The organism is Legionella cincinnatiensis, assembly GCF_900452415.1.
Lineage (GTDB): Bacteria > Pseudomonadota > Gammaproteobacteria > Legionellales > Legionellaceae > Legionella > Legionella cincinnatiensis.
Genome location: NZ_UGNX01000001.1, coordinates 2,076,412 through 2,088,448, shown reverse-complemented (window position 1 = coordinate 2,088,448; position 12,037 = coordinate 2,076,412). Strand labels below are relative to the sequence as shown.

Below are 12,037 nucleotides of genomic sequence, written 5' to 3'. Positions count from 1 at the left end.
AATCGAGAGAGGGCAAAAGCCGTAATCTGTAAGTTCTGATGTATTAACAATCTGTTCTGGGGGATAGCTGTATTTCTACCTAGGCTAAATTTGAGGAAAGAAATGTCAAAAGAAATAGAAGTTAAAGTTCCTGATATTGGCGGTGCTACTCAGGTTGATGTGATTGAAATTATGGTTCAGGTTGGAGATCAAATAGAAGTAGATACTCCTCTAATTACATTGGAATCCGATAAAGCCAGCATGGAGATTCCTTCTCCGATTGCTGGAAAAATTACAAAGCTGAGTGTTAATGTAGGCGATAAAGTATCGGAAGGAGATATGATTTTATTGGCTACTGTTGAAAAAGAAACTGAAACAGCCAAAGAAACTGAATCTACAACTGTTGAAAAAAAAGAATCAGATACTAAAGAAGAGAAGCAGTCTGAAACGAAAAAGGAACAAGAAAAAAAATCAAATGAAAAACAAGTCGGTTCTGAAAAAAAGGTTAAAGTTCCTGACATTGGAGGTGCTACTCAGGTTGATGTGATCGAGGTTATGGTCGCGGTTGGGGATCAAATAGAAATAAATATGCCTCTAATTACATTAGAATCCGATAAGGCTAGCATGGAGATTCCTTCTCCGGTTGCAGGAAAAATTACTAAGCTGAATGTTAAAGTGGGTGATAAGGTATCAGAAGGTGATGAGATTTTAATAGCTACAGTAGAGAGTGAAACTGAAGCAGTTAAAGACGATGAAGCTAAAACTGAAGAAGAAACCATCTCTACTTCTCAGCAATCTGCCGTTGTTCCTGAAATACCTAAGTACACTCAAGCTGTTCCGGAGAGTACAGCGTCAACACAAATTATAGCCGCAGGTCCTGCTGTAAGACGATTAGCACGAGAGTTTGGAGTAAATTTAACTGAGATACAAGGTAGTGGACGCAAGTCACGTATTACTAAAGAAGATGTTCAAGCTTATGTAAAAGCAAGGCTAAGTGCACAACCGAATACTGGGACTTTTGGTATACCCCCAAGTCCTGCTATTGATTTTTCCCAGTTTGGTGAAGTTGAGACAAAGCCACTGAATAAAATTAAGAGGCTCACTGGAACCAATGTTCATCGTTCTTGGGTAACTATACCTCATGTGACTCAGTTTGATGCGGCAGACATTACTGATGTTGAGGCGTTTAGAAAATCTGAGGCAGAAAAAGCTAAGGAAAAGGGATATAGACTGACCCTATTAGCATTTGTTTGTGTTGTAGTTAGTAAAGCCTTAAAAGAGTTTCCTCAATTTAATGCATCCCTAGACTCTTCAGGCATTAATCTTATTTACAAAAAATATTGCAACATTGGAATTGCAGTAGAAACGCCAAATGGTTTAGTAGTGCCTGTCATTAAAAATGCGGATCAATTAAGTGTTGCAGAAATTGCAATTGAAATGACTCGTTTGAGCACAAAAGCTCGAGATAAAGGTTTAATGCCAGCGGATATGTCAGGAGGGTGCTTTACTATTTCTAGTTTAGGAGGAATTGGTGGTACATCTTTTACCCCTATAGTGAATAGTCCGGAAGTTGCTATTCTTGGTTTATCTCGCTCAGAAATAAAACCTGTTTATGAAAATGGTGTATTCCAACCACGATTAATGTTGCCTTTATCTCTTTCTTATGATCATCGAGTTATTGATGGCGCAGAAGCAGCGCGTTTTACTCGTTTTATTGGTGATTGCTTAAGTGATATAAGACGAGTTTTATTGTAGTTTGCGAGGAAAAACTCCAATTAATGGGTAGAGATACCCTTTGTGTGAATGATTTTAATAATATCTAATTTAAGAGGCTTGTAATGGCTAATCAAATAAAAACAGATGTCATTGTATTAGGAAGTGGTCCTGGGGGATATACGGCAGCATTTAGAGCAGCAGATTTAGGCAAAAAAGTAGTATTGGTAGAACGTTATGATTCGCTTGGTGGTGTTTGCTTAAATGTTGGCTGCATTCCATCTAAAGCGTTACTCCATATAGCTAAGGTTGTTGAAGAGGCTCATGAAATGTCTGAGCAAGGTGTTAGTTTTGGCAAACCTAAGCTTGATAATAAAAAAATTGTTGCTTGGAAAAACTCCGTAGTTTCTAAATTGACGGGCGGCTTAAAAGCGTTATCAAAACAACGTAAAGTCGAAGTCATTGCTGGAGTTGGTAAATTTTCGGGTACACATCAAGTGACCGTTACCACCAAGGATGGAGTGGTGGAAGTTGAGTTCGAAAATGCGATTATTGCAGTTGGTTCTGAATCTATCAATTTACCATTTATTCCTGAAGACAAACGAATCTTTAGTTCTACTGGCGCATTAGAACTTGCAGATATTAAAGGTAGTTTATTGGTTTTAGGCGGAGGTATCATTGGTTTAGAAATGGCTACAGTTTATTCATCTTTAGGGGTTGAAGTAACTGTAGTTGAATTTATGGATCAACTTATTCCAGGAGCTGATGCTGATTTAGTCAATGTTCTTCAAAAGCGGATGCAGAAAAAAGGGGTTAAATTCCTTTTAAAAACAAAAGTAACTGCAGTAGACGCTAAAAAAGACGGTATTTATGTTTCTATGGAAGGAGAGCATGCAACAGACAAGCCACTTTGTTTCCAACAAGTCCTTGTATCAGTGGGCAGAAAACCTAATGGTGGAATGATTGATGCAGAAAAGGCCGGAGTTAAAGTTGATGAGCGGGGATTCATCAAAGTAGATAATCAACAAAGAACGAATGTTTCGCATATTTTTGCTATTGGCGATGTTGTAGGTCAACCAATGTTAGCACATAAGGCCATTCCAGAAGGAAAAATCGCTGCCGAAGTTATTGCAGGTAAAAAACATTATTTTGATCCTAAATGTATTGCTAGTGTTGCTTATACTGATCCAGAGCTTGCATGGACTGGGCTCACTGAAAAAGAGGCTAAAGAAAAAAATATTCGTTATGAAAAAGCCACTTTTCCTTGGGCTGCTAGTGGCCGGGCACTGAGTATGGGACGCGAAGAAGGAATGACAAAGTTATTGTTTTGTCCAGATACGAAGCGAATATTAGGAGCAGGAATTGTTGGGGTTAATGCAGGGGATTTGATCGCTGAAACCTCTTTAGCCATTGAAATGTGTTGCGACGTTGAAGATATTGCTTTAACTATTCACCCTCATCCAACGCTTTCTGAAACGGTTGCTCAAGCAGCAGAGGCATTTGAGGGAACAATTACAGATCTTTATTTGCCCAAAAAGAAGAAAAATACGGATAGCGCGTCTTAGACACTTTATCATTTTGCACAGCCTGAGTTGAGAATGATTCACTCAGGCAAGCAATTTATTTTCTTAGGAGGAGCAAGAAATGACATTTAGTATTCGTAGCATGACTGAAGCAGATATAGACGCTGTGTATGCAATTGAAAAAAATGTTCATATTGCTCCTTGGAATCGAGATATCTTAAGAGATTGTGTGCGTGTAGGCTACGATTGTCGTGTATTTGAAACAAATGTCGCTGATAAGCCGGTTATTATTGGCTATATAATTTGTAGGATCAGTAATAATTGTTCTCATATTTTAAATTTTTGTATTGCAAAGTCCTATCAATCCCAAGGGTACGGACGCAAGTTCTTACAAAATGTCCTTAATTCATTGATCCAATTGTCTCATATTGAATATGTAGTTTTGGAGGTAAGACCTAGCAATAAAATTGCTTTGAGTCTTTATCACAGCATGGGATTTGAACAAGCTGAAATAAAACCGGCATATTATACAGATAATAATAATGTTGAAGATGCGATTTTGTTGAAGAAAATGTTGCATTTTTAGGTCATTATCAAATGCCAATAAAAAAATTTAAAAAAAATGATGTCAAGACTATTCTTTTATATTTTCTTTGTATAAAATGTTCAGCCCACTAGTTAGTTCACTTTAAGTTTTCCTGTGGATAACTTTTAAATAACCTTCTTTCTTCACATATTCATTATTAAATCATGACCTTATATAGCCTTATTTATATTGAATTTATGGCATCTTTAAAGTCGCGTAATTATTTAGTGTTATCCACAAAAACTGTGGATAACACTGTGAATAGGCCTACGAATTGTTTGATAAATAAGCCCATTTCTAAAATGATTTAAATTTAACCAAACACAAACTTATAGGTCATCCCAAGCACCCCTATTTAGGTGAGTGTTACAATTTAATATATGATAGATATAGGTTAGGGGAGTGGCTAAAAAGAAAAGTGTAATGATGTTATGCATTATGGGTTTTGTTATGACAAATTATCATGACAAATAGTCGAGGCCTATGATAACCTCTAACATTTTGAAAAAAGCGATCTCTTTTGTAATGATTATGATCAAATAAAGAGCATTTTCTGTTGTGCATGCTAAAGAGATCGATCTGTTTTTTTAAGATGATGCTTTTTTCAGGAAGTTAAAAGATTTATTAATGAGAATATTTTGATGAGAAGAGCAAAGTCCAAAACGAATCCAGTTGTGCAAACTACTCGAATTGATAATTTAAGTCATGATGGAAAGGGAATTGCACGTATTGATGGTAAAGCGACTTTTATCCAAGGGGCATTGCCTGGTGAATTAGTTGAGTTCCAATACACGAGGGTAAAAAAAGATTTTGATGAGGGTTTTTTACTAAAAATTCTTGAATCATCATCTCTTCGAGTTACACCTAAGTGCCCTCACTATGTAATGTGTGGTGGTTGCTCGCTACAGCATCTAAGCCAGGAAGAACAAATCCATTTCAAACAAGATCAATTGTTGGATTTATTATCACGATATGGTCATACTAAACCACAGACCGTTTTGTCACCTTTAGTTGCTAATTATTGGAATTATAGAAATAAAGCACGACTGAGTGTGCGTTATGTAGAAAAAAAACAGGCCACGATGATCGGATTTAGAGAGCGCAATAACCCCCGATATATTACTGAAATTACTCAGTGCCCTGTTTTAAATGCAAAACTTGATGCAGACATTTTGCCTTTAAGGCATTTGATAGACTCAATGGACGATAAATACTGCATTGCGCAAATTGAAGTTGCAGCAGGAGATGATGAGGTTGCTCTTATTTTTCGAAACTTAACTTCATTAACTGCTGACGATGAGTTTAAAATTAAAAAATTTGCTGAAGAATATCATTATAAAATTTATCTTCAGCCAGGCGGTCCAGACAGTGTTTATTGTTTTTATCCTCCTAATTCTAATGAGTATTTAGCTTATTACTTACCAGACTTTCAAATTTCATTCGCTTTTCATCCAACTGATTTTACGCAGATTAATTCCATGTTAAATCGTGCTATGGTAGTTCTTGCATTACAACTGATGGACTTAAAAAGTACGGATATAGTGCTAGACTTATTCTGTGGGTTGGGTAATTTTTCACTTCCGATGGCTAAATTTTGTTCCAAAGTGCTCGGTGTAGAAGGCAGTAAGACTATGGTTGAAAGAGCATCTATGAATGCTCAAAGAAATGGTCTTTTAAATGTGGATTTTTATGCTGCTAATTTAGACGATGTTAATGAAGTAAAGAAGCTGGTACAACAGCCATGTAACAAAATATTAATTGATCCTCCTCGATCAGGAGCACTTGAAATTGTGAAGCAAATTGATTTGCTCAATCCAGAACGTATTGTTTATGTATCATGTAATCCTATAACATTGGCACGTGATACAGATATTTTAGTGAATCAAAAAGGTTATGTATTGATAAAGGCAGGAGTAATGGATATGTTTCCTCATACCGCTCATGTTGAATCAATTGCGATGTTTGAGAAAGGGTAAATTTTATGGTTAGAGTAAAGGACACTATTCCATTATGTGCCGATGGTAGCATTGATGTGGGGTTATGGCTTCATCAGTTAAGTGCAAAAGGCTATTTGGATAATCTCGAGCTCATTCGTGCTGCATGTACATTAAGTCAATTAGCTGGGCAAGAACATGCAACAGAAACAGGCCAGTCTTGTCTGCAACAAGGTTTATCTATGGCTGATTTGCTTGCAGATCTTGAAGTAGATCAGGAGACACTTGCTGCAGCCATTATTTTTGAAAACGTGCATTATGCTGACTTGTCGGTTGATGATGTTTCCGAGCAATTAGGTCCTAACATTGCAAAGTTGGTAAAGGGCATAGAGCGTATGAGTGCTATGCACAGTTTACAGGCTTTGAACAAATATCCACAAAATAAACAGCAAATTGATAATATTCGTAAAATGTTATTAGCGATGGTTGATGATGTACGGGCGGTGTTGATTAAACTTGCCGAACGTTTATGTGTATTGAGAACTGCCTCGCATTTATCTGAAGAATTACGCAAACAATTAGCTACTGAAGCAATGGAAATATATGCTCCTTTGGCCAATCGGCTTGGAATAGGAGCTATTAAATGGGAAATGGAAGATCTTGCGTTTCGCTATTTACATCCGGAGGATTATAAGGCGATTGCAAAAGGTCTGAAAGCAAAGCGGTTGGAACGAGATAGTTTTGTTGATGCTATTGTTGCTCAATTGAATGAGCAAATTAAAGCGAGTGGAATAGAGCATTTTGCTGTTTATGGGCGTTCCAAACATATTCATAGCATTTACAAAAAAATGACACGTAAGAATGTATCTCTTGATGAAATCTATGATGCTACAGCGGTACGTGTACTTGTCGATACTAAACCTCAATGTTATGAAGTATTAGGTATGGTGCATACGCTTTGGAAGCAAATTCCCGCAGAATTTGATGATTACATTACTCATCCTAAACCTAACGGTTATCAATCATTACATACAGCGGTTCAAGGGCCAGAAGGCAGGGTTTTTGAGGTGCAAATCCGAACATTTCAGATGCATGACTTAGCAGAAATGGGTGTAGCTGCACATTGGAAATACAAAGAAGGTGGTGGTAAGCCAAAAGAAAGTCATGAGCGTAAAATCGAATGGCTACGTGACGTACTGGCTTGGCATCGGGAAATGGCAAGTAACAAAGGAGTTCCTGAAAGCAGTACTACTGAATTTCTTGAGGATAGGGTATATGTTTTTACTCCTGATGGAGATGTTCTTGATTTACCTCATGGGGTTACACCTTTAGACTTTGCTTATCACGTGCACAGCGATTTAGGGCATCGATGTCGTGGTGCACGAATAAATGGTCATATAGTCCCTTTAACTTATCAATTGAAAACAGGGGATCGCGTAGAAGTTTTAACTGGAAAACAAATTAAACCTTCACGTGATTGGATTAACCCCCACTTAAATTATTTAAAAACATCTAGAGCAAAAGCCAAAGTGTTGCATTGGTTTAAAATGCAAGATTACGACCGTAATGTTCAAGAAGGTCGCGAACTATTAGACAAAGAGTTAAAATCTTTAGGAATAAAATCGGATAAGTTAAATGAAATTGTGCCAATGTTACATTTCAAAAAACTTGATGATCTTTATGCAAACTTAGGACGTGGCGATATTAAGATAGGACAGATTATTAGCAAAATTGCGCCTCCTACGCCATCTGAACTTAATTTAGAGCGATTTGTCAAACCTCACTCAAAACCTGAAGTTACGGGAAGTGATTTACGCATTGAAGGTGTAGGGAATTTGTTAACTTTTATGGCTCGATGCTGTCAACCCGTTCCAGGAGATGCAGTGGTAGGATATATTACTATAGGACGTGGGGTGTCAGTACATAGACAAGACTGTCCTAATATTATTCATGCCAGTGAGCGACAAAAACAACGCTTCTTACAAGTAAGCTGGGGAAGTGCTACTCGTGAGAATTACGTAGTGGATATTCTGATTAAAGCATTTGATCGTTCGGAATTACTTAAGGACATTACTTCTTTACTGGCAAATGAAAAGGCCCACGTTTATGCATTACAAACTCAAAGCAATAAACAAGAAAATATGGCTTATATTACTTTAACTGTTGATGTAGATGGTCTAAGCAGTTTGTCTCGTTTATTAACAAAACTAGAACAAATACCTAATATTTTGGAAGCACGAAGGCAATTGTAAAACAGAGTTTAAAGATGAGATTCGATATATTGTTTGAATCTTATTAAGGTTGGGCCAAGGCCCAACCTTATATTTTTTATTACACGCTAATGCCGTGCGAGGACAATAATAGACGATTTTATTTTTTAACACCGACTACTTTAAAGTTTATTGTTACTTCATCCTTAATTTCATTGGTTTTTGACCAGTCTCCTTGACCAACACCAAATTGAGTTCTTTTAATGACCGTATTTCCGGTAACAATTCCCTTATTAGGGTCAGATTGATCTCCAGTAAAATTTAAAGTTACTGGTTCAGTTTTATCACGAATAGTAAGCGTACCTACGGCCTTATACGTGTTATTACCCGTTTTTTCGATTTGGTTTGATTTAAATTCAGCCTTTGGGAAAACTTTGGGATTAAACCAATCTGGAGTAAGTAAAGTGCTCTTTAGTTCAGCATAAGAAGCGCTTACTGAGTTAATATCAACAATAATGTCTATACTGCTGTGTTTTAAGTCGTTAGGATCAACTAAAATAGTCCCACTAAAGGTTTTAAATTGACCGGTTACTGGAGCTCCGTTTTGGGTTGCAGTGAAGGTTAATTGACTTTCATCAGGGACAATTTCCCATTGAGGTACTGCTGCATTCGTAGCTATCGGCAAGAATAAAGCCAATCCTGTAGATAAAAAAGACTTTGCTATAGTAGTTTTAATACTCATGATTTGAATTCCTTTTGATCACCATGTTTATTTTTATATCATAAATATAGTTACACAAATGATTAACTCATAACTCTTTGTTTAAAATATAAATTGTAGTAATGGAAATATAGAACGGTTATTCTAATTAATCAAGAAACTCTATTTTAAAAATAATGCGAATAAGCGGTGATCAAATAGGTATTGGTTTAAGAGAGCCTCACTATTATCAAGTTCTTAAGGAAAAACCTAAAATTGATTGGTTGGAGGTTCATACCGAAAATTTTATGAATCATGGTGGGCCGTTGCATGATATTCTATTCTCGATTCGTGAGCTTTACCCTATAAGTTTTCATGGCGTTGGTTTGTCTCTGGGATCGGTACAGGGTATATGTAAAAATCATTTAAAGCGAATTAAAAAGCTAATTAATCAATTTGAGCCTATTTTGCTCTCGGATCATTTATCATGGAGTAATACAGGACAGTTTTATCTTCCCGATTTATTACCTATTCCTTATAATGAAGAAAATTTAACAGCTCTTGTTAACAATGTTGATACAGCTCAAAACTATTTACAAAGAACTTTGCTCATTGAAAATCCTTCCTCTTATTTCGAATATCAAACTTCCAGCTATTCAGAAGCCGAGTTTTTAGCAGAATTAGTTAAACGTACAGATGTTCAAATTTTATTGGATGTGAATAATCTTTACGTTTCTTGTTTTAATCATAATTGGGATCCTTATCAATATATACAGGCTCTTCCACAGACAGCAATAAAAGAAATTCATCTGGCAGGGCATTCAGTACATACCCAAGATGATAATCACTTGCTTTTAGATACACATGACAATTATGTCTGTCAGGACGTGTGGGCGTTATATCGTTACGCTATAAAGTATATAGGCGGTGTTCCAACTTTGCTGGAGTGGGACAGGAACATACCTGATTTGGAGGTTTTATTGAATGAAGCAAAAAAGTCAGCTCATTATATCAACGATGAAGCAAATGCAGAATGATTTTGTTAAAGCAATATTCAATCCAAATGATGTTGAATTTGTGAAAAATATTCGAGAAAGCTCAATAAATTCTGCATTTAGATTAAACATATACCGAAATAACATTCTTCAAAATCTTTATCGTGCTTTAGAAATAACCTTTCCCGCTGTTTGGAAATTAGTGGGAAAAGAATGTGCAGATAACTTAGCGGCTCTTTTTTGTCGAGAGGAAAAAAATCTACCTATAACTAACTGTCTTGATGATTGGGGAGCAAGTTTTCCTCATTTTTTACAAAGCGTTGAACCGATTAAGCATCTTATTTATTTGCCCGATATAGCGGAGTTGGAATGGTTGAAACATATGAGTTATCGGGCTGCAAAATTTAGACTTCTTAATCCTTTAAAATGGCCAAAAAAGTTAGAGCTTCCAGAAGAAATATACTTGATTTTTAATCCATCCGTTTACTTATTTTCGTCACCTTATTCATTAAAAGAGATTGTTGACTTAATTGAAAGGCCGGACGAAAAGCAGATTATTAATTTGAGGCCAGTCGAGTGTTATGTAGTTATTTCGAGACAATATCATTGTGTGAGTATTCACTGGATTTCTCAAGACATGTTTCGCTTTTTTATGTTCCTTCAAAATCGTCTTTCGTTAACTCATGCTTATGAAGCCGTTTATAAAACAAATTCAGATTTTGATTTACATGCAGCATTGCAATTTATTCGAGAAAATCATTTGTTGTGGAAAATAAAATGTGCATCTAAGACTTATTAAAATAGGACTATAATGTCTACTTTCCAAGAATTACTAAATCCATAGGCTCATTCACTCCTGCTACAAGTCTTGCTTTAAGTTCAATTATTTCTTCTTGTTTTTTGTAACCTTGTTTTAAAGCTTCTACTAAAGAGAATGCCGTAGTTAATGCTTTTGAATGTTCTATTTTGTTATGTTTTTCCAATTTTGCTGCTAAGTTTGCTGTTTCTCCAATCACGGTATATTCAAGTCTATCCATATTCCCTATAACCCCAAAAACAATTTCACCTACTGCAAGCCCTATACCGACATCAATAACAATTTCCTTATCTTTTTGTCTTTTTTCATTCCAGAAAGACAGTACAGAGAGTATCTCCTCTGCTGCTTTTAGCGCATCCGCTGCATAAGTGGGGGAAGGACTAACGGCACCAAAGCTTGCCATAATTCCATCACCCATAAATTTATCAATACTTCCATTATGTTTTTGGATAATGGGCACAAGAATATGTTGATATTCTCCAAGTAACTTAATTAAATCACTGGGCGAGAGGGTATTTGAGGCTTTAGTAAAACCTCGCATATCTGTAAACATTATGGCTGCCTGTCGGACTTCGCCATAACCGGCTTGCAATAAGGAGTCGGAACAGGTTATTTTTTTGACAACTCCTGCATCAAAAAAACGTGCTAAATCTTTTGCCGCACTGGTTTGCTCTACTGCTTGGAATAATATTTTTTTTGCGCGCTCAAGCACTAAAAATAGGATAATCGTAACTAATAAAATTGATAAAAGTACATCAAAAATAGAACCTAAATAGACACTTCGTGTAGAGGCATAAGTGACATAATCCCAAGTAATTACATTCATACCCGTACTTGCCAAAGTTTGCCAAACAATAACACTCCAGCCTATAACTGCGGTTAAACCAGAAAGGAGCACCCATTCTGGTTCAAAACGTAGCGCACGTAGGGCAATCAAAATGTAAACATAGTTAATATGGGTATTTTTTAAATTAATTGTTGGTGACGTTTGGTATTGTAAATAATAGGTCCAGATAATAAATAGCAATAATAGCATTTCTAGGATTATTGATAGTCCAAGCACTAAATGCGTTAATTGATTTGTGTAGGCAAACCATAATCTTGTTACTATCAGAATAGCAAATAGTGATAAACCTAATGAAGCAGAATGTACGGGGGCATTAGGGGTATAACCTACAGGAGTTAAGCAGTTAATAATCATCAGTAATATGACTACACCTAATTGCACTCCTCCTACCAGTAACTCACTTTGATACTGTTGTGCTTGTATCTCATTTTTAACACGAGCCGGTAACTGAGTATATTTAAGCACTCTTACCTCCAATAATCCGTTCACATAATCCTTTAGGCAGCATAATAAACTCCTCGGGATCATTATTTTTTATTGCTTGTGATGCACAAGAATGTTTCGAGGTTGCACAATCATTTTTACCTGCACGTACTATTTCATAGCACCTTTCAAGTTCTACATGCTCTTGTTCTTCAGAAAACCAGTCGGTATTTATGTAGATAGAAATGAGCGAAGCGCTCAGAGCTGCTGTAATCACAGCAGTATTTTGTAGCTTACACTTATTCATGCC

10 protein-coding genes are annotated in these 12,037 nt (G+C 36.3%); 7 read left to right on the top strand and 3 right to left on the bottom strand.

Features of this window, described 5'->3' with window-relative positions:
• Positions 1-102: 102 nt before the first annotated feature.
• The 5 genes from aceF (at position 103) to relA (ending at position 7,987) form a co-directional block, all read left to right on the top strand.
• Positions 103-1,734: a dihydrolipoyllysine-residue acetyltransferase gene (gene aceF, locus DYH34_RS09260; RefSeq protein WP_058466356.1), complete on the top strand. Its 1,632-nt coding sequence runs from the start codon at positions 103-105 to the stop codon at positions 1,732-1,734.
• Positions 1,735-1,817: 83 nt separating this feature from the next.
• Entirely contained in the window at positions 1,818-3,257 is a 1,440-nt protein-coding gene (gene lpdA / locus DYH34_RS09255) for a dihydrolipoyl dehydrogenase (protein ID WP_058466355.1), read from the top strand.
• Between the two features lie 79 nt (positions 3,258-3,336).
• The gene (gene rimI, locus DYH34_RS09250; RefSeq protein WP_058466354.1) at positions 3,337-3,801 is read left to right on the top strand and encodes a ribosomal protein S18-alanine N-acetyltransferase; all 465 of its coding nucleotides are present in this window, start codon (positions 3,337-3,339) and stop codon (positions 3,799-3,801) included.
• 641 nt (positions 3,802-4,442) lie between these two features.
• Positions 4,443-5,777 (top strand): 23S rRNA (uracil(1939)-C(5))-methyltransferase RlmD, encoded by a 1,335-nt coding sequence (gene rlmD, locus DYH34_RS09245; protein ID WP_058466353.1) that lies wholly within the window; start codon positions 4,443-4,445, stop codon positions 5,775-5,777.
• A 5-nt stretch (positions 5,778-5,782) separates the two neighbouring features.
• On the top strand, positions 5,783-7,987 hold the full coding sequence (gene relA, locus DYH34_RS09240) for a GTP diphosphokinase (protein WP_058466352.1): 2,205 nt from the start codon (positions 5,783-5,785) through the stop codon (positions 7,985-7,987).
• Between the two features lie 118 nt (positions 7,988-8,105).
• Here relA and DYH34_RS09235 read toward each other — a convergent pair whose 3' ends face one another.
• Entirely contained in the window at positions 8,106-8,687 is a 582-nt protein-coding gene (locus DYH34_RS09235) for a YceI family protein (protein WP_058466351.1), read from the bottom strand.
• Positions 8,688-8,842: 155 nt separating this feature from the next.
• Here DYH34_RS09235 and bufB point away from each other — a divergent pair, with 155 nt between their 5' ends.
• Positions 8,843-9,682 (top strand): MNIO family bufferin maturase, encoded by an 840-nt coding sequence (bufB, locus tag DYH34_RS09230; RefSeq protein WP_058466350.1) that lies wholly within the window; start codon positions 8,843-8,845, stop codon positions 9,680-9,682.
• A complete protein-coding gene (locus DYH34_RS09225) occupies positions 9,630-10,439 on the top strand; it encodes an HvfC/BufC N-terminal domain-containing protein (protein ID WP_083502817.1) in 810 nt (269 codons plus the stop codon). The genes bufB and DYH34_RS09225 overlap by 53 nt, the downstream gene beginning before the upstream one ends.
• A gap of 16 nt (positions 10,440-10,455) precedes the next feature.
• On the opposite strand, the gene DYH34_RS09220 is transcribed toward DYH34_RS09225, so the two are convergent.
• The gene (locus DYH34_RS09220; RefSeq protein WP_058466349.1) at positions 10,456-11,769 is read right to left on the bottom strand and encodes an adenylate/guanylate cyclase domain-containing protein; all 1,314 of its coding nucleotides are present in this window, start codon (positions 11,767-11,769) and stop codon (positions 10,456-10,458) included.
• Positions 11,762-12,034 (bottom strand): BufA1 family periplasmic bufferin-type metallophore, encoded by a 273-nt coding sequence (locus DYH34_RS09215; RefSeq protein WP_058466348.1) that lies wholly within the window; start codon positions 12,032-12,034, stop codon positions 11,762-11,764. The genes DYH34_RS09220 and DYH34_RS09215 overlap by 8 nt, the downstream gene beginning before the upstream one ends.
• Positions 12,035-12,037: the final 3 nt, after the last annotated feature.

Bases quoted from the DNA above. Each gene is read 5' to 3' on its own strand.
- aceF (WP_058466356.1), top strand. From the start codon at position 103: ATGTCAAAAGAAATAGAAGTTAAAGTTCCTGATATTGGCGGTGCTACT.
- lpdA (WP_058466355.1), top strand. From the start codon at position 1,818: ATGGCTAATCAAATAAAAACAGATGTCATTGTATTAGGAAGTGGTCCT.
- rimI (WP_058466354.1), top strand. From the start codon at position 3,337: ATGACATTTAGTATTCGTAGCATGACTGAAGCAGATATAGACGCTGTG.
- rlmD (WP_058466353.1), top strand. From the start codon at position 4,443: ATGAGAAGAGCAAAGTCCAAAACGAATCCAGTTGTGCAAACTACTCGA.
- relA (WP_058466352.1), top strand. From the start codon at position 5,783: ATGGTTAGAGTAAAGGACACTATTCCATTATGTGCCGATGGTAGCATT.
- DYH34_RS09235 (WP_058466351.1), bottom strand. From the start codon at position 8,687: ATGAGTATTAAAACTACTATAGCAAAGTCTTTTTTATCTACAGGATTG.
- bufB (WP_058466350.1), top strand. From the start codon at position 8,843: ATGCGAATAAGCGGTGATCAAATAGGTATTGGTTTAAGAGAGCCTCAC.
- DYH34_RS09225 (WP_083502817.1), top strand. From the start codon at position 9,630: ATGAAGCAAAAAAGTCAGCTCATTATATCAACGATGAAGCAAATGCAG.
- DYH34_RS09215 (WP_058466348.1), bottom strand. From the start codon at position 12,034: ATGAATAAGTGTAAGCTACAAAATACTGCTGTGATTACAGCAGCTCTG.